Consider the following 21865-nt stretch of genomic DNA (forward strand, 5'->3'; position numbering starts at 1 on the left):
CCACGAAAGATACGCTCCCACACGACGTAGGGCGCGGTTTTTCTTTCAGTTAGAAACTTAATGCCGACATGCGGTCGCTGTCAATTGCGATCGATTGATCTGTAGTCGGCCATCACGAGGCTGTCGGCAGGGTTGAGGGTCGTCGCATCGAGCACCAGACGCACCGCGCCCAGAACGATATCGCGGTGGCCCAGCGCGCCCATCACGAGGCTTGGCGGGTCATACACATTGCCCTTGAGGCGGTGCCGCAGCACATCGAGCACCAGATCACCGCCGCCGACGATCCGGCCCGCCAGTACGATGATTTCCGGGTTCATGAAGGCAGCAACACTGCCCACCGCCATCGTCGCATAGTCGAGCAACTCGGTGACAACCGGCGCGATTTTGTCCGCCTGCCGGTCGGTGACTGCGGCCAGGGTGAGCTTTCCCGCCGCATACTGGTTGTTGGCCTCTTCGAGCATCTTGGTCGCCTGTTCGGGGATGCCGAAAAAGCGCAGTGATTGCTTGTCGCCCAGATGTTCGAACGGCCGCCCGGTGAGGAGTGGGTCATCGAGATACCAGCCGAGCTCGCCCGCCGCATGCGAGTGCCCGCCATAGAGCTTGCCGTCGATGACGACGCCCGCGCCGGCGCCGGGCCCGATCGAGAGGCTCACGACGCTGTCGGCGCCACGCCCAGCCCCAAATCCCCATTCGCCCACGGCGGCGAGGTTGCGCCCGTTTTCGACGACGATGGGCATCTGAAAATGCTCGCTGAGCCGCGCCCGCAACGGCATGTCGCGCCAGCCGAGACCGAGCGTCAGCACCACTTCGCCCGCCGGCTGCCTGACGATCGAGGGCAGGCCAATGCCGATGCCGCGAATGGTCTGGCCGCGCGGATGGGGGGCCGCCATCAGCCGGCTGATCAGGCCGACCAGCTTCTCGAAATTGCGCTCGCCATCATCGTCGGCGGTCTCGTGCATTTCGGTCTGCACGACGCCCTCGAGATTGGCCACGGCGCCATAGAACTCGCCCTTGCCGGCCTCGATGCCGACGATCGCATGCGCCGCGCCGCGGAACTTGATGCGTGCCCGGGGACGGCCCCGGACATTGGCCTCGTCAAACCCGTCATACGCCACCAAATCCTCGGCAATCAGATCCTCGATCACCCGCATCACCGTCGGGATGCTGATGTTCAGTCGCTCGGCGAGGCTCGATGGCGAAATCACCCCTTCGGTGCGGATCAAATCCACCACGGCCGAACGATTGAGTCGGCGTAACAGGCTCGACGTCGTGGGCTGGCGCTTCATTCATGGACCAGTTGCAAAAGGCCGGCGGACCGGCAACGAGCGTCGGCATAGACCAGAACCGTGCCAGAGTCCGCCTTTTTCTGATGACGCCCAACGTCGGTTGTCGCTCCGCAGTGCAAGCTATCGCGGTAGCCCGTTCGATGACTACGGCGATCCGTCGCGTGCGCCCGAGCCCTCCGGAGCATGCGCTTACTCGTGCAAATGACTGACTCCGGGTTGCTTCAATCGGTTACGAGCTCGTCCGCCTTTGACGCGCAACCAACATCAATGACCTTTTTTGGCGCAAAGCAGTGCGCACCACACTCGACGTAAGGGTCGGCGTTCTTGCCAGTCATCTTGAAGCTGCGAGGCCGTTAACGGCACCAAACCAGACATACTCGGTACGCCGCCGTGTGCTGGCGCTAGCTTTCATTCAAGTCACGTCAAACCGTTATCGGCGGACATCTCGGCCAGCAGTTCGCTTCATTCTTGATAGCCAGTGCGCGGTTCCCTCCTCCTTCATTTCAAAGAGCGCACCAACGACCTCTCGAACGGGCTGATCTGGCCGAAAGACGGCTGAAGCCTCGACCGCCTATGCCGCAATGGCGCGTCGCGCGTTTCTTCCCCTGGGCAAAGCCCATTCCTCGCGGAACCAAGAAACGCGCGCCTGCGCCATCCTCCGCTTCGCTGCGGCCGCAAGCGATGCGGCGGCGGTCGCCTCCGGCCCCGCGATCGCCATCGAGGTCGCATGGTGCGGGCTCGGAAACGAGAAAACGGAGACTGAAAATGGCTACCATCGGCACCTTCAAGAAGACCAATGCGAACGAGTTCACCGGCGAGATCGTCACCCTCAGCGTCCAGGCCAAGGGCGTGCGCATCGTCCCCGACTCCCGGGCCAGCGGCGAGAACGCTCCAAGCCACCGCGTGGTGGTCGGCAAAGCCGAAATCGGCGCCGCCTGGTCCAAGCGCTCCAACGAGGGCCGCGACTATCTCGGGCTCAAGCTCGATGATCCGAGCTTCACCGCTCCGATCTACGCCAACCTCTTCGCCGACGAGGAAGGCGAGGGCCACAGCCTCATCTGGTCCCGCCCCAGCCGCCGCAACGGCGAGTGAACTGGCAGACGCCTCGCCCCGAACCGGGCGAGGCGTCTTCTGCCGGTGACCGCAGAAGCGTTCCGCGCCGCCGGCTGCCATCACCGGGCTCCCTGTCATCCGATGCTTTGTTTGATGTGCGATGGCGTGGAGATGGTTGAGCGCGGCTATCACAATTGCTGCGCGCGCCGGCGCGACTGCCTGAGGTCTTTTGGCGGTGCGAAATAGCGCCCTTCAATTGCGCACCTGATCACCGTCCCCACGCTCCTCCATCCTGGCCATCGATCGCCGTTCAATCGCGACGACGCCAAGGAGACACCTCATGAACACCGACGCCGCGCCATTGCCGCCGCGCTACCTGCGCACTTCGGAAGCTGCGCATTTCCTCAGTCTTTCTGCGCGTACGCTGGAAAAGCACCGCACTTATGGGACCGGGCCAGCCTATCGCAAACTCGGCGGCCGCGTCGTCTACGCCGTCGATGACCTCCACGCCTGGGTCCAGCGCGGCGCGATGACGTCGACATCCGATCCGCACGGCTCGGTGCTGCCCGCCAAGCCTCAAGCCGCCCGCCTGATCGCCTATGCCGGGCGCGAAAGGCGCTAAGCTCGCTGGTCTCCCCTATGTCGGCACGACCACGTCAACCGTCGGAACGCGGGCAGCTTGATCTATTCCACGCGCTGCCCGGTGTCGTCGCCCCACGCGATGCGCAGGATCTAATGGCCTATCCCTTCTTCTCCCTCGCCAAATCCAGGCGCATCGCGCCGATCGACTTTCGCGCCGGCGATGTGGCGATCCGTGTCGAGGCGATGCCCGACCATGGCATGGCGACAATCTGGGATGCCGATATCCTGATCTGGGCCGCGAGCCAGATCGTCAGCGCGCGGGACGCCGGATTGCGCACGTCGCGCCTGATGGCCGCCACGCCATACGAAATGCTCACCTTCGTCGGCCGCGGTGTCTCGAAGCGAGACTATCTGCGCCTCAAGGCCGCGCTCGATCGCCTGCAGTCGACAAGCGTCGTCACCTCCATCCGCCAACCCGCCGAAGGCCGGCGCCATCGCTTCTCGTGGATCAACGAATGGCAGGAGCGCTTCGATCGAAACGGTCGTCCTCTCGGCGTCGAATTGATTTTGCCGGATTGGTTCTATCGCGCCGTTATGGTCGAGTTTCCAGGCGGAATCGTGCAAGGCGAGATGCCGCCCATCTTCGTCATCGGCCCGGACGGCGAGGCCCAGATTGCCAACAGCCGAGTCTACCAGAACACCCTGATCGTCGACCGTCTCTTTGGCGCGGCGGAACTGCGGCTTGGCAGTGGCAAGCGGCAACAGACCGTCAGGATCGTTCGCACCGATGCCACGAAGAGAGGTCTGTGGATGTCAGGCAGCAACGCGGCGCGGAATGCAAAGAACGCCTTTCGTCAAAGGGGAGGGGAGCAATCATGAGCGAGAACGCAACCCCGGCTGCCCCCATGCAGCTTCGCGCCGATCCGCCGCGCGTCACGCGGCTGTCGCGCAAGGTGCTCGCCGGTATCGGCTTATGTGCATCGCTTGGCGTCGGCGGCGCGCTGATCTACGCGCTTCGGACGAGTGAAGCCAGCAGGCATGGCGACGAGCTCTACTCGACGTCCAACAGGCAGCCCGCTGACGGACTGGCCACCCTGCCGCGCGATTACACTGGTCCCGTTCTGGGGCCGCCGCTGCCCGGCGATCTCGGCCGGCCGATCCTAGACGCCCAGAACAAGGGACAGCCCGTCGTGCCGCCGATCATGGCGACACCAATGGTTGATGAGCCAGAACAGCGCCGGCGAGCCGAAGAGGAGGCGGCCCGAACCTCGCGTGTCTTCTTCCAGACGGGGCAATCAACGGCGGCGATGGTCGAGACCCCGACCGCAGGAACTTCTCCTCCGACTCTTGGCGGCGCCGAACTTGCCGGTCAGATCGGCCAGTCGACCACGCAAGATCGTCAACTTGGCTTTCTGAATGCGGCCACTGATCGGCGCACCGTGGCGCCGGATCGCGTCACGCCGCCGGCGTCGCCCTACGTGCTCCAGGCAGGGGCTGTCATCCCGGCGGCCCTCATCACCGGTATCCGTTCCGATCTGCCCGGTCAGATCACCGCCCAGGTCACTGAAAATGTCTATGACAGTCCAACAGGTCGCTCGCTGCTGATCCCGCAAGGGACGCGTGTCATTGGCCAGTACGACAACGGCGTCGGCTTCGGCCAGCGGCGCGTGCTGCTTGTCTGGAACAGGCTGGTCTTTCCCAACGGACGCTCCATTGTTCTTGAACGCCAGCCTGGCTCTGACGCCCAAGGCTATGCCGGACTTGAGGACGGCGTCGACTATCATTGGACCGAGCTGTTCAAGGCGGCCGCACTTACCACGATGCTCAGCGTTGGCGCGGAGGCCGGCTCGTCCGGGCAGGAAAGTGACCTCGTGCGCGCCTTGCGCGGCGGCGCCGCCGACAGCCTCAGCCAGGTGGGCCAGCAGATCGTCCAGCGCCAACTCAACATCGCACCGACACTGACGGTACGGCCGGGCGCGAATGTGCGTGTCGTTGTTACGCGCGATCTCGTGCTCGAACCCTACAGAGGCTGAAAATGGCCAAGCTGAAACTCGGTCCGATTGCAGACGACAAGCCGGTTAAGCTCACAGTGGAACTGCCGGCGCCGCTGCACCGCGATTTGGTGAAATACGCAGAAGTCCTTGGGCGCGAAACCGGGCAGCCTAATGCCAGTCCATCGCGCTTGATCGCGCCGATGCTTGAACGGTTTATCGCAACGGATCGCGGCTTTGCCAAAGCAAAGAAGGAGGAGCCTTAGATTGCTGACGCCTCCCGGTGATTCAGCGGGGGTCTGGTCAAGGGGGAGCAGCGTTCTATTCCCGGGAATCCGGGCCGCGTAACATTCAAAAGCTACGAGGTCGTCGCCATAGACCGAAGCCTTGTCAACGACCATCAGACGCGAACATGAATATCCAGCGACAGCCTCGTCCTATCGCCGCGCCCGCTCGAAGGCGTGGTGTAGAAAGTCGAGACACTGCGGGTATAGGATGTCCGGGTTGACGACGCTCACCCAACGCATGCGGCCGTAGTGGGGGTGCGGGAAGAAACTATCCCGAATTGCATAATCGAATTGGGACGCGTCCAGGGCCTTTCGCGTCACATGATTTGGAAACAGCGCTTCAAATTCGCCCCGGCTGAGTCCCATGTTGAGTCGAAAATCTCCCTCAGCGTCCAGCTTGGAAAAAGTGTCATAGTCACTGTCGCGTGTAACGATCGTGGCAAAGGGCATTGTCCGTTCCTGGCCTCTGAAAAAGAACAAGTCGGGGGTGGTGGTGTCGATGTGTAGATCTGACCCCAATGCGAGGATGTCCTGCTTTACGGTGTCAAGCGGTATGGGCATAAGACTCCTCCCGTTTAGCCAAAGTTGGTTAAACCCATAGCTCGCTTAGCCAAATTTGGCCATAGAGATTATCGACGAGATTGGGAGCATAATATGAACGTGATCCGGCTTCTGGTTTATGGCGCCATCCGGGAACTCGGCGCTGCCCATGGCTATGCCGTGCGCCGCCAGTTGGACAATTGGCATGTCGAAACCTGGGCCAAGGTGCGCTCGGGTTCGGTCTACCACGCAATCGGACAGTTGCAGAAGGAAGGCAAGCTTGTCGAGCGCGGGCGGGAGGACGGCGAGCGCGGCGCGGACCGGACTGCCTTCGCGTTGACGCACGATGGCGAGGCGGAGTTTTTTGGCCTCCTCGAAGAAGCCTTGGGCAGCTTTGAGTTGACCCACTTGAGCGCCGGGATTGCGTTTCTGGACCTGCTGGCACCTGAAAGGGCCCGCATGCTGCTGGTGGCTCTTCATGATAGGCTGACGGCCAATCGCGACCACCTGACGCGTCTCGCGGCAGCAACAACGCGACAAAAAACGGCGCCTCGCACCTCCGACCTGCTCGAACTTTGGATCGGCTACCTGGAAGTCACGGCGCGCGCGGTGGATCAACTCAGTGCGGATTTCGCATCAGACGGGACAGCCGAAACCAAGGCTCATGCCGGAGGGCAGGCGAAATAGACGTTCAGGAAACCGTAGAGTTCCTGGATGCTCAGGACCGGCTTCGCGCGCTCCTTCTCCTCGTCGAAATCGTCACGGTGCTCGTGCGTGGATTCAGTCGATCCCGGAAGCCGATGAATCTTTCGACCAAGAATGGCGAAGAGATGTTCCTCAGCGCCTTTTTCCCATGGCCGTCCCTGTAGGCCTTCAGCCCAAAACCGAGTTCGCGCGCCGCTCCCTGTGAGGTTTGCCACCGCGTTCGAGAATGCGAGTTTCCCTTGGTGGATCGCAAGCGGCTACGCGACCGACCTTTCGTCGGAAAACAACTTCGACGGCCCTAAGGGCCAAATGCGGCGTTGACGCCAACGGTACCGGATAATATCATTTCTGCATGGTCGAGAAGGATACCAATATTGTCTCCCGGTTCGCCGGCATCCCAGAAGGCGGGATGCCGGGACATCGGCCGTTTTAATATCGACAGCGGAACGATACCTAGGCCTCGCCGTTCGTGGACGAGGCTTTCCGCATGACCTGTGCCTCGTCCCATCACGTTTTGATGGAGTTATCATGGCACAAAATATCTACGACGATCCGAACTTCTTTTCTGGCTATAGCCAGCTTCCCAGGCAAGTTCAGGGCCTCTCCGGCGCTCCCGAATGGCCCGCGATACGCGCTCTACTTCCTGACTTGGCCGACAAACGGATCGTCGACCTTGGTTGTGGTTTCGGCTGGGCTTCTCGCTGGATGCGCGAACAGGGCGCGACATCCGTTCTCGGGATCGATTTGTCCGAGAACATGATCTCGCGTGCACAAGCGAACACGAGTGACAATGCGATCACTTACCGCACCGCAGATCTCGAAACGCTTGAGTTGCCCGAAGCAGCGTTTGATCTCGCTTATAGCGCCTTAACATTTCACTATATCCGCGATTTCGAGCGCCTCGCTCGCATGGTTCATCAGTCGCTCGTGCCTGGAGCGGATTTCGTCTTTATCATCGAGCATCCGATTTTCATGGCGGCCGCCCACCCGCGATGGATCAAAGATGAGAACGGTCGGAAGACCTGGCCTGTGAACCGCTACGCTGTTGAAGGCGAGCGCCGGACCGACTGGTTTGTAAAAGGAGTGGTCAAGTATCATCGGACCGTTGGTACGACACTCAACGCATTGATTCACGCCGGATTTACAATCAAAGCCGTGGAAGAGTTCGCGCCATCGCTGGAGCAAATCAGAGAAAATCCAGCTTTGGAGGAAGAATTAGAGAGGCCTATGATGCTTCTCATATCCGCAAGGCGGTAGCACATCGGAGTTCTTGTCTGATGTGCTGATCACGAGGAGGTTCCAATGGGGCGGGCCGGCGAACCGGAGGAGATTGGACCCCTCGCCGTCTATCTGGCATCGCCGGCTCGAGTTATGTGACGGGTGCGAGTTTCGTTATCGACGGCGGCTACACTGTTTGGTGATTGTTTGTAAATGAAGGTCGCAAGCTGCTCGGAGGTCAGCCGTCTGTTGGGGCCTCTCGGCCATGTGGACGAGAATGTGCAGGGTCGAGGAAAGCCGGCCGTTGCGTTTCATGTAACTTAGTCAGTTACGATTCGCGCCGATGTCAAACACGCACCTGCGCTCATGCGGACCAGCGGGAATGCCTAGAGCAATTCCAGGAAAAGCGTGAAAGGTTTTCCGTCAGGAATTGCCTCAAAACAAAGAGTTAGAGCGGTTTGCCGCTTCCGTCAAACGGTGAACGGCGCTAGGCGGGCAAAGCGCGGAAACTCATCCGAAAGCAGGCGCCGTTCGGCCTGCCGTCGAGGATCTCGATACGCCCGCCATGCACTTGCATTATCTCCTGCACTAGGTTCAGGCCGAGCCCGGCGCCGTGATCCTGCGGGCGCAGCCGGTAGAAGGGCTCGAAGACGCGTTCCCGCTCGCTCAGTGGAACGCCGCCGCCTTCGTCCCGCACCTCGATGACGGCGGGAGCTGCAATGCTGACGGTGATCTTGCCCGAGCGGCCGCCATGTTCGATGGCGTTCTGGACGAGATTAGTCACGGCGCGTTCGATCGCGGTGCGGTCGCCGGAGGCGAAAACTGTTTCTCTTTCGGGTTCGAACGACATTTCGTATCCGGCCGAAAACGCCATCGGCGCGAGGTCGACAATGACGCTGCGCGCAATCGCCACAAGGTCGACCTTTTCAAAAGAAGTGACCTGTCGGTCGAGACGCTGCAGGTCGAGCAGCTGGTCGGTCAGCGTCGAAAGCCGCGCGGCGTCCTGCAGCAGCCGCGCCCGTTCCGGTGTCGCCGGCAGCGCGGCGAGGCGCGTGTTGAGGATGGCGACCGGTGTTCGCAGTTCATGCGCCGCGTCGGTCAGGAAACGCTTGTGGCGCTCATAGCCCTTGTCGAGGCGCGACAACGCCGCATTCACCGCCTTCACCAGCGGTGCCACCTCCAAGGGCACGTCCTTCAGCGGCAACTGCGCGCCGCGCTGGTCGACGTCGATGCGCCCCGCCTCGGCCGCCGCATGGCCAAGGCCCGAAAGCGCACCGCGCACCACCCAGGGTGTGGCGAACAGAGTTGCCATTGCCATCAGCCCGGCAAGCGGCAGTATCCCCTGCAGGAAAAATTGCGGCGCCTGTTGGAGCACCCGCATGAGCGAAAGCCCGCCCTTGGTGCCGGTGAAGATCTGGACATTGCCTGCCGCCGTATCGGTCCAGCGGATCTTTCCTCCGGGCGGCGCGGCTTGCCCGATCGCCTGGTCGATACGGGCATCGCTGATGGTGTCCAGCAGTCCGGCGAAGGGCCGGAAGATGGTCGGCACCGTTCCTTCCTGCAGCCGCTGCCCTTGCCTGTCGCGAATGATGAACCAGAGGTCCGGAACCCCAGATCGCAGCTTTGCCATATCCGGCGTCTCGTTGAGAACCAGCTTGCCGCTGGCATCGCGTGCCACCGCATCCGCCAGCACGTCCATTGTGCCGTCCTCATAGTCGTGCGGAATGAGACCCGTGGCCAGCATGGCTCCAAGAATGCCGACGATGATCAGTGTCAGCATCGCGCATTGCAGCAACGCGATGCGCAGCACCAGGCTCCATTTCAACGAACGCGGGCGCTTGATTGTCATGTCGTCTCGCGCAGGAGGTAGCCGACGCCGCGAATGCCGTTGATTGTCACGCCGCCGTCGGCGAGTTTTCGGCGCAGGCGCGAGACATGAGTGTCGAGCGCGTTGGACTGGATCTCGTCGTCGAGGCCGAACACCGCTTCCATCAGCGCCTCGCGCTGCACCATGCGGCCGGTGCGCCGCATCAGGGTTTCCAGCACCAGGAGTTCGCGGCGCGGAAGGCTGAGCGGCTCGCCACGGATCGACACCTCGCGATGCCCGACATCGAGCACCAGATGGCCGGTGCGGATGAATTGCGACTGCATCGGTACCGGACGCCTGAGCAGCGCGCGCAACCGAGCCAGCAATTCCTCGAAGGCGAAAGGCTTTGCCAGATAGTCGTCCGCGCCCATGTTCAGCCCGTCGACCTTGTCCGACGTGTCGCCCTTTGCCGTCAGCACCAGCACGGGCGTGGTGTTCTTTGCTGCGCGCAGTCTGGGCACCAGCGACAGCCCGTCGCCATCCGGCAATTGGCGGTCGAGCAGGATGGCGTCGTAGCTGTCGGCGGCAACGAAGCCCTCCGCCTCCAGCAATGTGCCGGCGTGATCGACCACCATGTCGTGACGCTCAAGCGCGGCGCGCAGCGCCGAGACCATCTCGGGTTCGTCTTCGACCATCAAGATACGCATGCACCATCCTTGATAACGACATAGCCATGGCGCTACCGCGCCAACATTGCGCAAACATGGCAAAGCCGAATGATCGAACCCGGCAAGAGTTTTCTTTGCATCCGCGATATTGCGCAATGCCCATGCAATCCAGTCGCGCCAAACAGCGCCAGTCGGCAGGAACCGCCCATGCCGGCATCAAGGCGTCGGACCCGACTGCGCAACAGGTTCGGGTCCGACGCTGAAACGAAATCAAATGGCCGCACCAAACTGATTGTCGCGCTGCTGTCCGGATTGAGGTTAGCTATGTCTGCAAATGATGCTCTGTCTTTTCTCATGGCGTGGATGGTGGCGCCGTTCAGGATAGGCTCCGTCACACCGTCCAGTTCCAGCCTGGCGGCATTGATGACGCGCGATATCGGTCCCGACACCGGCCCCGTGCTGGAGCTTGGTCCGGGAACCGGCCCGTTCACCCGGGCGCTGCTGGCGCGCGGGGTGAGGGAAGAGGATTTGACGCTGATCGAGTCCGATTCGGATTTTGCCGCATTGCTCAAGCGGCGCTTTCCCGCCGCCCGGGTCTTCGAAATGGATGCCGTCGGTCTGCGCCATCTGTCGCTATTCCAGGGGCCGGCGGTCGGCGCCGCCGTCAGCGGGTTGCCCTTCCGCCTGATCTCGCCGCGCAAGACGCTCGCCATTCTCGAAGGGGTTTTCGCAAATCTTCGCCCGGGCGGCGCGCTCTATCAGTTCACGCTCGGCCGGCGATGTCCGTTCGACCAGTCGTTGCTCGATCGGCTCGATCTGGAAGTCACGCGGGTTGGCCATACCTTTCGCAACTTCCCGCCGGCGACAGTCTATCGCATCGCCAGCATCAAGACGCTCAGCATCTATGACTGGCGCTTCGCATGACGGGGGCGCTGGCGGCAATCCTCGGCTTCGGTCTGTTGGGCGTCTTCTGCCTCGCCTTCACCGAAAAGCTCCTGCCAATCCCGCCCTCGCACGTGCTGCTGCTGTTCCTCGGCATGACCGCGGCGCCGCATGGTTCGACGCTGGCGATCCTGCTGCTGGTGACGACGCTTGCCTCCACCAGCGGCTGCCTTGTCTGGTATGCGGTCGGGCGCCGGATTGGACCTGACCGTGCCGACAGGCTGATCGAGCGCTTCGGCAGATATGTCTTCCTGCGCCATGCGACCTACCGCAAGCTCGGCCAAGCCTACCGCCGCAATCACGTCCGGGTCTCCCTGTTGGCGCAGTTCACCCCGACGGTGCGCAATTACCTGCCGATCGCAGCCGGCGCGCTCTGGCTGCCGGCCTTACCCTTTGCGGCCGCGACGCTGCTCGGCGCCACGCTCTGGAACGCCGGCTTTCTCACCACCGGCTATCTGCTGCGCGGCAGCGGCCAGGACCCGTTCACGGTGGGCCTGCGCATCATTGTCATTGTCGTGGCCCTGGAGACGGCCTTCATGCTTGCGCTGCGCTATGGCCCCGCATGCCGGCAGCGCATCAGGCAGGTGCTCGGCTGAGCGCCAGCTCTCCGGTCATGGGATATGCTCTGCCGTCGGCTTTCCTTCGCTTCCGCGCCGGTGTTTGGTCCGGCCATGGCCTTCACCATCCGTCAGCTGCAGTTCTTCATCGCCATGACCGAGCAAGGCCATAGAGAGAATACGAAGGAAACGGCGAACCATCCCCTAACATGCTGATTTCCAAGGAAACGTTGACCCTCAGCGAATAGCATAATCGTTATTCGTCAACGGCTTACGAAGCGGTTCGCCTAAATTGATTCAAGAAGCTGATCCGGCCGCTCGTTGACCGCATGTTCTACCGAATGGCAGCAATGCGCCGCATGTCGGTTATTCCAGCTATCCGGTTCGGTCCCCACGCAGACACGGCTTGCGCCAAGGCAAATCGCGGCCGCACTGCAGAGGCTCTAACCGAAACGGTTGATCGATTGGCCTCGCTCCCCGGGCCGGAGCGCAAAGAGGCCGCCCTCATGCCCGCGCGATTCAAGATCCTCGGCGGTCATGGCAAAGCGCGCCGAGGTGATGAACAGAATATCGAGATCGGCACCGCCGAAGGCGCAGCTCGTTGGCCAAGAGCAGGGCAGTTCGACAATTCGATCCAGTCGGCCGTCGGGCGCGATGCGGGCAATGCAACTGCCGCCCGCGACCCGGCAGTTCCAGATGTGACCTTCGGCATCCATGCAGGAGCCGTCCGGCAAACCGCGCTGGAAATCGCCGAAAAGCAGTCGCCGATTGGTGAGCCGCGAAGAGCCGCTGTCCCAGGCATAGCTGTAGAGTTCGTTCTTCATTGTGTCGGCGGTGATGAAGCGACCGTCCGGTGTCCATGCCATGGTGTTGGTGATGCCGAACCGGTCGTCGGACAGGCGCGTTACGACGCCATCCGGAGCAACCCGAAAAAGCTGTCCGGCCTCCTGCGTGATGGCGACGGGAGCATCATCGGGTCCGATGTTGTTGGCCATCGTGCCGATCCAGAACGAGCCATCGGGCGCGACGACGCCCTCGTTCAGCCGGATGTCGGGCCTGTCCGGCTCGATGGTCGCAATCGTTCGGAACGTCCCGCCGAAATCCCACAAGGCAATCTCGTTCCTGAGGCCGACAATTGCGCCTCCATCGGCGCGCAGGCCGATCGAGGTGACCAGATCGTGCGTCTCCCAAGACTCGTGAGCCAGGGTCAGCGGATCCAGCCGGTGGATCCTGCGGCCGATAATGTCGATCCAGACCAGCCGGTTGCGGCGGTCGTCCCAGACCAGGCTCTCGCCGACGACGTCGCGCGCATCGAAGAGCAGGCCAGCATTCATGTCGTGCATGCGGTTCCTCCAGGCGAGCGCATCCAGAAACGCACTTGACACATATCTTTCCCATGAACTAACAACAATTAAATAATAACCTGTCATACAGGTTTCGAGGGGACAACATGCAGGCTCCGACGGAAACGACGGGTGAACCGAATCCCGGCCTAGTGATCACGGCGATCCAGGCGATCACTCAGCACATCCGCACCGCGGGCCTTGCGGCGGGCGATCCGCTGCCGAGCGAAGCGGCCATGACACGCCAGCTCAATGTCTCGCGAACCGTCGTGCGCGAAGCGTTCCGATCGCTTTCGGCAATGCGCCTGATCGACATGAGCGCCGGGCGCCGCGCCACCGTGGCCAAGCTCGATACCGGCGCCATGTCGATGGTGATCGAGCACGGCATCACCACGCAGCAGATCAGCGTCCATCAGGTCTATGATGTCAGGCGCACGATCGAGATGCGCACGGTGGCGCTCGCGGCGCTCCGCCGCACCGAGGCGGAAGCCGCCGCAATCGCGCAATCCGCCAGATTGATGCGAGAGAATTTCCAGGACCCCGTGATCGTCATGGAGCACGACATTGCCTTTCACGAGGCGATCGCGGCGGCTTCGCACAACCCGGTCTTCTCGCTGATCGTCACCGCCTTCAGCGGGGTGACGCGCCGCACCTGGGTGATCGGCTGGCGAACACGCTCTTCCAGCGAAGACCAGCTCAAAATGATCAAGGGGCACGAGGACATAGCCGAGGCGATCCTCAAGGGCGATCCGCGCCTCGCCGCCGAGCACATGGCGCAACATTTCGACAAGAGCGTCAAGGCGCTCCTCGATGCGGGAATCGCCTGACATGAAGATCACCGCGATCGAGACCATTCGCATCGAGGAGCGGCCCAACCTTCTCTGGGTCGAGGTCCATACCGACGAGGGCATCACCGGGCTCGGCGAGACCTTCTTCCTGTCGCGCACTGTCGAGGCGTATCTGCACGAATATGTCGCGCCCCGGGTGATCGGCCGCGATCCTCTAGAAATCGACCTTTTGTCCGCCGACCTGGTTGGTTATCTCGGGTTCCGCTCCAGCGGCGCCGAGGTGCGCGGCAATTCGGCCTTCGACATCGCCCTGTGGGACATTTTCGGCAAGGTCACCGGCCAGCCGATTGCGCAGCTTCTGGGCGGCTTCAGCCGGCGCTCCATCCGCACCTACAACACGTGTGCCGGCACCGAATACATCAAGGACGCCAAGGGCCAGACGACCGCCAATTACGGCATCGGCGCCGGGCGCGACTACGACGATCTCAACGGCTTCCTCAACCGCGCCGGCGAGCTGGCCGAGGAACTGCTCGAGGACGGCATCACGGCCATGAAGATCTGGCCGTTCGATCACGCCGCCGAAAAGACGCGTGGCAACGACATTTCGGCGGCAGATTTGAAATCCGCGCTGCAGCCATTCGAGAAGATCCGCCGCGCCGTTGGCGACAAGATGGACATCATGGTCGAGTTCCATTCCATGTGGCAGCTGCTGCCGGCCATGAAGATCGCCCGCGCGCTGAAGCCTTATGCCACCTACTGGCACGAGGACCCGATCCGCATGGACAGCCTCGGCGACCTGAAACGCTATGAGGCGGTCAGCCCGGCGCCGATCTCGGCCTCCGAGACGCTGGGCAGCCGCTGGGCGTTCCGCGACCTGCTCGAAACCGGGGCTGCCGGCATCGTCATGCTCGACATCTCCTGGTGCGGCGGCTTGTCGGAGGCGCGCAAGATCGCCGCGATGGCGGAGGCCTGGCGACTGCCCATCGCGCCGCATGACTGCACCGGTCCGGTTGTGCTCGCCGCCTCGACGCATCTGTCGCTCAATGCGCCCAACGCGCTGGTCCAGGAGAGCGTGCGCGCCTTCTACCGTACCTGGTACCGAGACCTCGTGACGGCGCTGCCTGAAGTGAAGAACGGCATGATCACCATACCGCCGGGACCGGGCCTGGGGCTGGCGCTCAACCCTGACCTTGGCAAGGTCTACACCGTCCAGCGCCGCGTCTCGAACAAGACCGACATCTAGAAAATCCAAAGGGAGGAATTGAAATGAAAAAACTGACTGCAACACTTCTGCTTGGCGTCGCTCTTTTCGGCGCCCAGACCGCCGCGCGTGCCGAGGGGCTGAACATCGTTTTCACGCACCATTCATCGGCATCGAACACTTTCTGGCAGGCGGTGAAGAAAGGCTTTGACGACGGCTGCGCCAAGGTCGAGGCCAATTGCAACATGGTCTTCACCCAGACCGAGGGCTCGATCGAACAGCAGGTCGCCAACATGCGCGCAGCCCTTGCCGCCAAGCCCGACGCGCTGCTGACCTCGATCGTCGACGACCATGCCTTCGATGACGTCATCAAGGAGGCGCGCGATGCCGGCGTGCTGGTGATCGCCGTCAATGTCGACGACACCGAAGGCGCCAAGGGCAACGCGCGGCAGGCTTTCGTCGGGCAGGGCTTCAAGCCGGCGGGCTATTCGCTCGCCAAGGCCATTTCGGAAAGCTTCCCGAAGGACGGCCCGGTCAAGGTGCTGGTCGGCATCTCGGCGCCCGGCCAGAACTGGTCCGAGAGCCGCGGTGCCGGCGTGATGCAGTTCCTCGAAGAATACAAGGCCGCGCACGCCGACCGTGACGTGTCGTGGGAGCGCATCGACAGCGGCACCGACCTTGCCATCACCTCCGACCGCGTCGGCGCCTATCTCAACGCCCATCCCGACACCACCGCCTATTTCGACACCGGGTTCTGGTGCGCCGGCGTCGCCCGTGTGCTGGCCGATCGCGGCGTAGCGCCAGGCAAAGTCCTGCTCGGTGGCTTCGACCTGGTGCCGGAAGTGCTGCAGCAGATGCAGAAGGGCTACGTGCAGGCACTGGTCGACCAGCAGCCCTACATGCAAGGCTTCATGCCGGTGATGGAGGCCTATCTCAACAAGAAGATCGGCCTGGCGCCTTCCGATATCGACACCGGCCAGGGCATCGTGCGGCCCAACGCGGCTGATGCGATCATGGCGCTCTCGGCCCAGGGGATGCGCTGACTGCGCGGTGCCAATGAGCGACTTTCCATCGGCGGCGGCCGCGCGCCGCCGATGCGTCAACAGAAGTTCGAATTCCTGGAGCCTGACGTGAAGCGTCTGTTCAAGACCTATCTCGAGAAGCCGGAGCTGGCCGGTCTGATCCTGCTCTTGCTGCTGATCGTCGTGTTCCAGATCCGCTCGCATGGCGTGTTCCTCAACCAGGACAACCTGCGCGGCATTCTCGGCATCCTGCCGGAGGCGGGGCTTGTTGCCATCGGCGTCACCATCCTGATGATCAGCGGCGAGTTCGACCTCTCCGTCGGCTCGGTGTTCGCGCTGATGCCGATGACGATGGCGGTGCTGATGGTGCATGGCGCCCCGTTCCCGCTGGCGCTGCTCGCCGGACTGCTTGTCGCCGCGGCCATCGGCTTCGTCAACGGCTACATCACCATCCGCTTCGCCATACCGAGCTTCATCACCACGCTCGGCATGCTGTTTATGGCGCGCTCGCTCACCGTCGTCGTCTCGGGCGGCTTTCCGCCGCTGCTCCCGGCCGATCTGCCGAACTGGCTGTTCACCTCCTTCGTCGGCCCCGGCAACATGTTCCGCATGTCCTTCCTGTGGTTTGCCGGCATTGCGGTGCTGACCTCGCTGATGCTTTCGCGCACGAATTTCGGCAACTGGATCAAGGCCACCGGGGGCTTCCCGCCGGCCGCCGCCGCGATGGGCATCCCGACCGCCAGGGTAAAGATCATCTGCTTCATGCTCTGTTCGATGCTCTCCGGCTTCGCCGGCATGCTGCAGGTGCTGCGGCTCGGCTCGCCCTTGCCTTCGATCGGCGAGGGCATGGAATTGCAGGCGGTGGCCTCCGCCGTTATCGGCGGCGCTTCGCTCGCTGGCGGAATCGGCACCGTCATGGGCGGCATCATCGGCACGACGCTTATCCGCGTCATCGACAACGGCCTCGTGCTCAGCCATGTCGACGCCAATTGGTTCAAGTTCGCCATCGGCTTCCTGACCATATTCGCCGTCGTCGCCAATGCCTGGATGCGCAAGCGCGCCAAGGCCATCAAGATGGAGGCTTGAGCGATGGCCGACGCGATCATCTCCGTCCACAACCTTCACAAATGGTATTCCGGCGTCCATGCGCTGAAGGGGGTGACACTCGACTTCACCCGCGGCGAGGCGCTTGGACTGGTCGGCGACAATGGCGCCGGCAAATCGACCCTCATCAATATCCTCTCCGGCGTCCACACGGCGGACAAGGGCGAGATCAAAGTCGAGGGCAGGACAGTCCGCATCGCCAAGCCGCGCGACGCGATGGATCTGGGCATCGAGACGATCTACCAGTACAATTCCATGGTGCCGACCATGTCGATCGCCAGGAACCTGTTCATTGGCCGCGAGCCGACCCGGTTTTCGGTCCTCGGGGTCGGCTTGCTCGATCAGAAGAAGATGGCCAGCGAAAGCATCAGAGCAATTGCCAATGTTGACCTGCACCTGCGTTCGCCAGATGCTCTTGTCGGCGAGCTTTCGGGCGGCCAGCGGCAGGGCGTCGCCATCGCCCGGGCGATGCATTTCAAGTCGAAGGTGATGATCCTCGACGAGCCGACCAACCATCTCTCGGTCAAGGAGACGAGGAAGGTGATCGGCTTCGTGCGTGGCCTGAAAGAGCAGGGCATCACCGGCGTCTTCATCAGCCACAACATGCATCACATCTTCGAATGCTGCGACCGCGTCGTGGCGATGGCGCGCGGCGAAATCGTGCTGGACAAGCGGGTCGCGGAGACGTCGATCGATGAAGTCCACAGCGTTCTGTAAAAGGTGGCGGCAATGACAGTCCTTGCCGATCGGGTCGTGCTCCTGACCGGGGGCCTTGGCTCACTCGGCCGGGCCCAGGCGGTGACGCTGGCGCGGGCCGGCGCGCGCGTGCTGGTGCTCGACCGCCCCGACAGTGAGGATGGGGCAGGAATTGCTTCGGCGCTGACAGCTGAGGCAGACGGCGACATCACTTTTGTCGGCTGCGACCTCAATCGGCTTGCGGAGGCGGAGGCAATGGTGGCGGCGCTCGCGGCGAGGCAAGGCGGCATCGACGTTTTGATCAACAACGCCGCCCTTATCATCAACCGGCCGTTCGAGGAATTCTCGCTGACCGAGTATGAGGACCAGATCCGGGTCAACTCCTCGGCCGCCTTCGCACTGGCGCGGGCCTGCGCGCCGGGGATGAAGGCGAAGGCCTATGGCAAGATCGTCAATTTCTGCTCGATCACGCTCAACGGCCGCTGGGACGGCTACGTGCCCTATGTCGCTTCCAAGGGCGCAATGCTCGGCCTCACCAAATCACTGGCGCGGGAGCTCGGGCCGCATGGCGTCAGGGTCAATGCCGTATCGCCGGGCGCCGTGGTTTCGGAGGCCGAGGCGCGGGTGTTCGGCGACCGGCTGGCGCGATACAACGACTGGATCCTGGAGAACCAGGGTCTCAAGACGCGCATCGAGCCGCATCACGTTGCCGATCTCGTACTGTTCCTCGCATCTCCCGCCTCGGACATGATCAGCGGGCAGAACATCGCCATCGACGGCGGCTGGTAAGGGATGGCCGGCCTGCTGGAGCTGCGCGACGGCCGCGCCCGTCTTGTGCTGGCGCCAGAGAAGGGTGCCGCCATTGCGCGCTTCGACGCGCTGGTCGGCGATGTGCCGGTGCCGTTGCTTAGGCCCGGTGATGGCACCGGCACCTCGGGCTGCCAGCTTCTGGTTCCCTGGTCGAACCGCATTTCAGGCGGCGGCTTCGAGTGCGACGGCCGTTTCCATGCCGTCGAGCCGAATGTGCCGGGAGAGGCCTTTCCGATCCATGGCGACGGGTTTCAGAGGGAGTGGCGGATTGCCGGCTGCAGCGCCACCGAGGCGGAATTGGTCCTCGACGCCGGTGGGATCGGCCCCTACCGATACGAGGCACAGGTTGTCTATGCGCTACATGACGGGGTGCTGGATGCCAGCCTCACCGTGCAGAATCGTGCCGGCATTCGCCTACCTTATGGCCTCGGCTTTCATCCATGGTTCCCACGCCGAGCTGGAACGACGCTTGAGGCGAAGGCGGCACGTGTCTGGCTGGAGGACGAACGTCATCTGCCGGTCGGCATAGCGCCTGTGGCCGATTACCCGGAGTGGGATTTCTCGCGACCCTCTTTGCTGCCACCAAGCTGGGTGAATAACGCATTCGGTGGCTGGGACCGTCACGCCGCGATCATGCAGCCAGAGGACGGTATCACCCTCTCGCTCACGGCTTCGTCGCTACTCGATGTTTTCATCCTCTATTCGCCTTCGACGGATGCCGGATACTTCTGCTTCGAACCGGTTTCGCATCTGGTCGACGCGCACCACAGCGGGGGCATGATGCGGCTCGAAGAGGGCGCCACCATGAGCGCCAACATTAGGATGGGCTGGAGTCATATCGGTTGATGTTGGCTGAAACACAATCATCAATCGAGCACGGACCCTATCTCTGCTGTCGTGTACAATGCCTGCTTCGGGCTGCGTGTCCGAGTTGAGCCGGATGGCGGGAAAAATCCTGTCCAAGAGCGTATTGGTTGGGTCGAAAGCGGACATCGCGGTCACCGACTTCTTCCGGTCCGACTATTCGCCAGGATCGAACTCACCTTTGAATAGGACTGTCGCGACCGGTCCAAGCGGATTGGCAATCCGGCTCTCCAGGATTTCGACGAGTTTGCGTCCGACCCCCGCTATGTCCACGAAATGAACGCCGATCTTCGCCGGCAGGAAGCGTGCCAGTCGCGTGCTGTCCCGAGTGACAATGTGGATGTCGCTGCCTGGCACAAAGCCTCTTCTGCCAACAGCGTGTAACGCCCCTAAAAGGCCCAGTTCGTTGGCGCATGCCAAGCCTCTCGGCGGATCTGACGACGCCAGCAGGCGATCGAACCAGGCTGCGCTCGATTCCACCGTGAACATGCCGTGCCCGATCAGCGACTGGTCTATCGGAATACCGGCCTCTGCCATCGCCCTTCCATAGCCGGCGAGACGCATGGTGCTCGCCTGATCCTCCGGAACGAGGAGCTGCAGCGCAATACGTTGGCAGCCCTTGTCCATGAGCCGTCGGGTTGCCTCGTAGGCAATCTGTTCATTGTCGATATCGACATAAGGATACGCGGTATCCAGGTCGGTTCTTCCAAACGCGACGAATGGGATGCGTTCATCCAGCAGCAGCTTGACGCGCGGATCACCCGACACCAGGCGTGTGATGATGAGGCCGTCCGCGCTATGCGCCTGAAGCAGGCGCTGCACGCTTTCGACCGGGTCATCGTCGGGCGTGGTGGAATAGATGGATAGACTATAACCCGCTCTCCTCGCGGCCAGCGTCATGCCCTCGACCAGAGGGAGCTTCGCCAGATCGGAAAGGTAGTCGCGCGTTTCCATCGGTAGCACTGCCGTCAAGGTCAGGGTTCGTCCGGTTTTCAGCGCGCGACCATGATGGTTCGGGACATAGCCGACCCGCTTCGCCACCTCCTTGACGCGCGCCGTGGTCGAGGGATGCACTTCCGGCCCGTCCTTGAGAGCCCGCGATACCGTGGTCACTGAAAGGGAAAGTTCCGCCGCGATCTGTTTTAGATTGGACATTGTCGCCTGAATTCATTTGCGAAAGCGCCGGCTGATTTTGCAGAGCGTCGCAACGTTACCGGATTCCAACTCACGGTCAATCCAAGCTCTTGCTAAAGCAACTTGACTCCATTGTCTTTGGATGCAATCGTAACGTTACGATTAACAAAAATAGCTCATTTGAGCGACGTTTCGATGAGTCCTAGGGAGGAGAACCTATGTCTTGGCTGCGCATTTCCTTGGCCGCAATCGCGGTCACCGTTGCCTTGCCCGTTTCGGCCCAGACGGTCACCATCACGACCGCAGGCGGTGATTATGGCAACGCTATAAAGGAGGCCATGTGGGCCCCCGCTGCAAAAGAGCTTGGCTATGATGTCCGCGAGGAGACGCAGAGCGACGGCCTGGCAGCTCTCAAGATGCAGGTCACCTCGGGCGCGGTCTCGACAGACATCATCCACCTGGGCTCGCCGGAAGGCGCGCAGGCGGCCGCACAGTCGCTGCTGGAGCCGCTCGACTACAAGATCATCGATCCAAAGTCCGTGCCGGACGGCGCAAAGTCCGACTACTGCTATCCGTTCGACTCTTATGGCACCGTCATGTCGTGGAACACCAAGACCTATGGCGAGAACCCGCCGAAGACCTGGGCGGAGTTCTGGGATGTCGCCAAGTTCCCGGGCCGTCGCGCTCTCCGCGCCAATGCGCAGGATCTGATAGAGATCGCGCTGCTCTCCGACGGCGTGGCGCCGGCCGACGTCTATCCCGTGCTCAGCACGCCGGAGGGTCTGGATCGCGCCATCAAGCGGCTTGAAGCGATCAAACCGAATGTCTCGGTCTGGTGGACCTCGGGAGCGCAGTCCGCGCAGTTGCTGAAAGACGGCGAGGCGGATTTGCTGGTTACTTGGAATGGACGAGCCCAGACCGTGAAAGCCGATGGCGGCGCGGCCGACTACACGTTCAAGGGTTCCGTCATCGGCACGGACTGCCTGGCGGTGCCGAAGGGGGCGCCGAAAAAGGAAGCGGCCATGAAGCTCATCGCGGCGATGACACAGCCCGCCCGCGTGGCGAAGCTGACCGACTTCATCGCCTATGGACCGGTCAATCCTGCCGGCTATGAGGGCGGCCTTATCCCCAAAGACCGTCTTAAGACCCTGGCGACCGCGCCTGAAAACGCAGGCACTTCGGTGTTCTCAAATGCCAGCTGGTGGGTCAAGAACGGCGAGGTCGCCCAAAAGGCCTTTGATGAAATGATGAACCGCTGAGTCTTGAA

Annotated in this window: 23 protein-coding genes and 1 pseudogene; 18 read left to right on the top strand and 6 right to left on the bottom strand. The window is 62.3% G+C overall.

The window, feature by feature from the left end; genetic code table 11:
* Positions 1 to 80 precede the first annotated feature (80 nt).
* Complete coding sequence (locus tag FJ978_RS10210) at positions 81 to 1286, bottom strand: ROK family transcriptional regulator (RefSeq protein WP_140572078.1); 1206 nt, start codon at positions 1284 to 1286, stop codon at positions 81 to 83.
* A 765-nt stretch (positions 1287 to 2051) separates the two neighbouring features.
* Between FJ978_RS10210 and FJ978_RS10215 the strand changes: the two genes are divergently transcribed.
* The 6 genes and pseudogenes from FJ978_RS10215 (at position 2052) to FJ978_RS10235 (ending at position 5178) form a co-directional block, all read left to right on the top strand.
* Positions 2052 to 2378: a DUF736 domain-containing protein gene (locus tag FJ978_RS10215; RefSeq protein ID WP_140572079.1), complete on the top strand. Its 327-nt coding sequence runs from the start codon at positions 2052 to 2054 to the stop codon at positions 2376 to 2378.
* Positions 2379 to 2679: 301 nt separating this feature from the next.
* Positions 2680 to 2961, top strand: a complete 282-nt coding sequence (locus tag FJ978_RS10220; RefSeq protein ID WP_140572080.1) for a helix-turn-helix domain-containing protein — start codon at positions 2680 to 2682, stop codon at positions 2959 to 2961.
* Positions 2962 to 2978: 17 nt separating this feature from the next.
* Positions 2979 to 3518, top strand: a pseudogene (locus FJ978_RS10225) (replication initiator protein A); the annotation flags it as partial.
* A gap of 33 nt (positions 3519 to 3551) precedes the next feature.
* Positions 3552 to 3800, top strand: a complete 249-nt coding sequence (locus FJ978_RS33135; protein WP_246678108.1) for a TrbG/VirB9 family P-type conjugative transfer protein — start codon at positions 3552 to 3554, stop codon at positions 3798 to 3800.
* Positions 3797 to 4954 (top strand): TrbI/VirB10 family protein, encoded by a 1158-nt coding sequence (locus FJ978_RS10230; RefSeq protein ID WP_140572081.1) that lies wholly within the window; start codon positions 3797 to 3799, stop codon positions 4952 to 4954. The genes FJ978_RS33135 and FJ978_RS10230 overlap by 4 nt, the downstream gene beginning before the upstream one ends.
* A 2-nt stretch (positions 4955 to 4956) precedes the next feature.
* Positions 4957 to 5178: a DUF2274 domain-containing protein gene (locus FJ978_RS10235; protein WP_013893997.1), complete on the top strand. Its 222-nt coding sequence runs from the start codon at positions 4957 to 4959 to the stop codon at positions 5176 to 5178.
* A gap of 171 nt (positions 5179 to 5349) precedes the next feature.
* Here FJ978_RS10235 and FJ978_RS10240 read toward each other — a convergent pair whose 3' ends face one another.
* Positions 5350 to 5760 (bottom strand): DUF6194 family protein, encoded by a 411-nt coding sequence (locus tag FJ978_RS10240; RefSeq protein WP_013893998.1) that lies wholly within the window; start codon positions 5758 to 5760, stop codon positions 5350 to 5352.
* Between the two features lie 93 nt (positions 5761 to 5853).
* Between FJ978_RS10240 and FJ978_RS10245 the strand changes: the two genes are divergently transcribed.
* Together FJ978_RS10245 and FJ978_RS10250 are read left to right on the top strand one after the other, a co-directional pair.
* Complete coding sequence (locus FJ978_RS10245) at positions 5854 to 6426, top strand: PadR family transcriptional regulator (protein ID WP_013893999.1); 573 nt, start codon at positions 5854 to 5856, stop codon at positions 6424 to 6426.
* A gap of 546 nt (positions 6427 to 6972) precedes the next feature.
* Entirely contained in the window at positions 6973 to 7701 is a 729-nt protein-coding gene (locus tag FJ978_RS10250; RefSeq protein WP_140572082.1) for a class I SAM-dependent methyltransferase, read from the top strand.
* Between the two features lie 448 nt (positions 7702 to 8149).
* Here FJ978_RS10250 and FJ978_RS10265 read toward each other — a convergent pair whose 3' ends face one another.
* Both FJ978_RS10265 and FJ978_RS10270 read right to left on the bottom strand, forming a co-directional pair.
* Entirely contained in the window at positions 8150 to 9511 is a 1362-nt protein-coding gene (locus tag FJ978_RS10265; protein WP_140572083.1) for a HAMP domain-containing sensor histidine kinase, read from the bottom strand.
* The gene (locus FJ978_RS10270; protein ID WP_140572084.1) at positions 9508 to 10176 is read right to left on the bottom strand and encodes a response regulator transcription factor; all 669 of its coding nucleotides are present in this window, start codon (positions 10174 to 10176) and stop codon (positions 9508 to 9510) included. The genes FJ978_RS10265 and FJ978_RS10270 overlap by 4 nt, the downstream gene beginning before the upstream one ends.
* A 285-nt stretch (positions 10177 to 10461) precedes the next feature.
* Here FJ978_RS10270 and FJ978_RS10275 point away from each other — a divergent pair, with 285 nt between their 5' ends.
* Together FJ978_RS10275 and FJ978_RS10280 are read left to right on the top strand one after the other, a co-directional pair.
* Complete coding sequence (locus FJ978_RS10275; RefSeq protein WP_140572085.1) at positions 10462 to 11061, top strand: methyltransferase domain-containing protein; 600 nt, start codon at positions 10462 to 10464, stop codon at positions 11059 to 11061.
* Positions 11058 to 11675 carry a DedA family protein gene (locus FJ978_RS10280; RefSeq protein ID WP_140572086.1) on the top strand — a complete coding sequence of 206 codons (618 nt, stop codon included), beginning with the start codon at positions 11058 to 11060 and terminating at the stop codon, positions 11673 to 11675. Before FJ978_RS10275 ends, FJ978_RS10280 begins: the two co-directional genes overlap by 4 nt.
* A 404-nt stretch (positions 11676 to 12079) precedes the next feature.
* On the opposite strand, the gene FJ978_RS10285 is transcribed toward FJ978_RS10280, so the two are convergent.
* Positions 12080 to 12979, bottom strand: coding sequence for an SMP-30/gluconolactonase/LRE family protein (locus tag FJ978_RS10285; RefSeq protein ID WP_140572087.1), 900 nt, complete (start codon positions 12977 to 12979; stop codon positions 12080 to 12082).
* 107 nt (positions 12980 to 13086) lie between these two features.
* Between FJ978_RS10285 and FJ978_RS10290 the strand changes: the two genes are divergently transcribed.
* The 7 genes from FJ978_RS10290 to FJ978_RS10320 all read left to right on the top strand — a co-directional run bounded on the left by FJ978_RS10290 (position 13087) and on the right by FJ978_RS10320 (position 19446).
* Positions 13087 to 13806 carry a FadR/GntR family transcriptional regulator gene (locus tag FJ978_RS10290; protein WP_013894005.1) on the top strand — a complete coding sequence of 240 codons (720 nt, stop codon included), beginning with the start codon at positions 13087 to 13089 and terminating at the stop codon, positions 13804 to 13806.
* Position 13807: 1 nt separating this feature from the next.
* On the top strand, positions 13808 to 15010 hold the full coding sequence (locus FJ978_RS10295; RefSeq protein ID WP_140572088.1) for a mandelate racemase/muconate lactonizing enzyme family protein: 1203 nt from the start codon (positions 13808 to 13810) through the stop codon (positions 15008 to 15010).
* A gap of 23 nt (positions 15011 to 15033) precedes the next feature.
* Complete coding sequence (locus FJ978_RS10300; RefSeq protein WP_140572089.1) at positions 15034 to 16011, top strand: sugar ABC transporter substrate-binding protein; 978 nt, start codon at positions 15034 to 15036, stop codon at positions 16009 to 16011.
* Between the two features lie 87 nt (positions 16012 to 16098).
* Complete coding sequence (locus FJ978_RS10305) at positions 16099 to 17076, top strand: ABC transporter permease (protein ID WP_140572090.1); 978 nt, start codon at positions 16099 to 16101, stop codon at positions 17074 to 17076.
* 3 nt (positions 17077 to 17079) lie between these two features.
* Entirely contained in the window at positions 17080 to 17811 is a 732-nt protein-coding gene (locus FJ978_RS10310) for an ATP-binding cassette domain-containing protein (protein WP_140572091.1), read from the top strand.
* Positions 17812 to 17823: 12 nt separating this feature from the next.
* A complete protein-coding gene (locus tag FJ978_RS10315) occupies positions 17824 to 18579 on the top strand; it encodes an SDR family oxidoreductase (RefSeq protein WP_140572092.1) in 756 nt (251 codons plus the stop codon).
* 3 nt (positions 18580 to 18582) lie between these two features.
* Positions 18583 to 19446, top strand: coding sequence for an aldose 1-epimerase (locus FJ978_RS10320; protein ID WP_013894011.1), 864 nt, complete (start codon positions 18583 to 18585; stop codon positions 19444 to 19446).
* 174 nt (positions 19447 to 19620) lie between these two features.
* Here FJ978_RS10320 and FJ978_RS10325 read toward each other — a convergent pair whose 3' ends face one another.
* Complete coding sequence (locus FJ978_RS10325) at positions 19621 to 20619, bottom strand: LacI family DNA-binding transcriptional regulator (protein WP_013894012.1); 999 nt, start codon at positions 20617 to 20619, stop codon at positions 19621 to 19623.
* A 197-nt stretch (positions 20620 to 20816) separates the two neighbouring features.
* On the opposite strand from FJ978_RS10325, the gene FJ978_RS10330 reads away from it, so the two are divergent.
* On the top strand, positions 20817 to 21857 hold the full coding sequence (locus tag FJ978_RS10330; RefSeq protein ID WP_013894013.1) for an ABC transporter substrate-binding protein: 1041 nt from the start codon (positions 20817 to 20819) through the stop codon (positions 21855 to 21857).
* The last annotated feature ends 8 nt before the right edge of the window (positions 21858 to 21865 follow it).

This window comes from Mesorhizobium sp. B1-1-7 (assembly GCF_006442705.1).
Lineage (GTDB): Bacteria > Pseudomonadota > Alphaproteobacteria > Rhizobiales > Rhizobiaceae > Mesorhizobium > Mesorhizobium opportunistum.

What these genes read in the sequence shown, in the direction of transcription:
- FJ978_RS10210 (WP_140572078.1), bottom strand. Translation starts at nt 1,286, where the DNA reads ATGAAGCGCCAGCCCACGACGTCGAGCCTGTTACGCCGACTCAATCGT.
- FJ978_RS10215 (WP_140572079.1), top strand. Translation starts at nt 2,052, where the DNA reads ATGGCTACCATCGGCACCTTCAAGAAGACCAATGCGAACGAGTTCACC.
- FJ978_RS10220 (WP_140572080.1), top strand. Translation starts at nt 2,680, where the DNA reads ATGAACACCGACGCCGCGCCATTGCCGCCGCGCTACCTGCGCACTTCG.
- FJ978_RS33135 (WP_246678108.1), top strand. Translation starts at nt 3,552, where the DNA reads ATGCCGCCCATCTTCGTCATCGGCCCGGACGGCGAGGCCCAGATTGCC.
- FJ978_RS10230 (WP_140572081.1), top strand. Translation starts at nt 3,797, where the DNA reads ATGAGCGAGAACGCAACCCCGGCTGCCCCCATGCAGCTTCGCGCCGAT.
- FJ978_RS10235 (WP_013893997.1), top strand. Translation starts at nt 4,957, where the DNA reads ATGGCCAAGCTGAAACTCGGTCCGATTGCAGACGACAAGCCGGTTAAG.
- FJ978_RS10240 (WP_013893998.1), bottom strand. Translation starts at nt 5,760, where the DNA reads ATGCCCATACCGCTTGACACCGTAAAGCAGGACATCCTCGCATTGGGG.
- FJ978_RS10245 (WP_013893999.1), top strand. Translation starts at nt 5,854, where the DNA reads ATGAACGTGATCCGGCTTCTGGTTTATGGCGCCATCCGGGAACTCGGC.
- FJ978_RS10250 (WP_140572082.1), top strand. Translation starts at nt 6,973, where the DNA reads ATGGCACAAAATATCTACGACGATCCGAACTTCTTTTCTGGCTATAGC.
- FJ978_RS10265 (WP_140572083.1), bottom strand. Translation starts at nt 9,511, where the DNA reads ATGACAATCAAGCGCCCGCGTTCGTTGAAATGGAGCCTGGTGCTGCGC.
- FJ978_RS10270 (WP_140572084.1), bottom strand. Translation starts at nt 10,176, where the DNA reads ATGCGTATCTTGATGGTCGAAGACGAACCCGAGATGGTCTCGGCGCTG.
- FJ978_RS10275 (WP_140572085.1), top strand. Translation starts at nt 10,462, where the DNA reads ATGTCTGCAAATGATGCTCTGTCTTTTCTCATGGCGTGGATGGTGGCG.
- FJ978_RS10280 (WP_140572086.1), top strand. Translation starts at nt 11,058, where the DNA reads ATGACGGGGGCGCTGGCGGCAATCCTCGGCTTCGGTCTGTTGGGCGTC.
- FJ978_RS10285 (WP_140572087.1), bottom strand. Translation starts at nt 12,979, where the DNA reads ATGCACGACATGAATGCTGGCCTGCTCTTCGATGCGCGCGACGTCGTC.
- FJ978_RS10290 (WP_013894005.1), top strand. Translation starts at nt 13,087, where the DNA reads ATGCAGGCTCCGACGGAAACGACGGGTGAACCGAATCCCGGCCTAGTG.
- FJ978_RS10295 (WP_140572088.1), top strand. Translation starts at nt 13,808, where the DNA reads ATGAAGATCACCGCGATCGAGACCATTCGCATCGAGGAGCGGCCCAAC.
- FJ978_RS10300 (WP_140572089.1), top strand. Translation starts at nt 15,034, where the DNA reads ATGAAAAAACTGACTGCAACACTTCTGCTTGGCGTCGCTCTTTTCGGC.
- FJ978_RS10310 (WP_140572091.1), top strand. Translation starts at nt 17,080, where the DNA reads ATGGCCGACGCGATCATCTCCGTCCACAACCTTCACAAATGGTATTCC.
- FJ978_RS10315 (WP_140572092.1), top strand. Translation starts at nt 17,824, where the DNA reads ATGACAGTCCTTGCCGATCGGGTCGTGCTCCTGACCGGGGGCCTTGGC.
- FJ978_RS10320 (WP_013894011.1), top strand. Translation starts at nt 18,583, where the DNA reads ATGGCCGGCCTGCTGGAGCTGCGCGACGGCCGCGCCCGTCTTGTGCTG.
- FJ978_RS10325 (WP_013894012.1), bottom strand. Translation starts at nt 20,619, where the DNA reads ATGTCCAATCTAAAACAGATCGCGGCGGAACTTTCCCTTTCAGTGACC.
- FJ978_RS10330 (WP_013894013.1), top strand. Translation starts at nt 20,817, where the DNA reads ATGTCTTGGCTGCGCATTTCCTTGGCCGCAATCGCGGTCACCGTTGCC.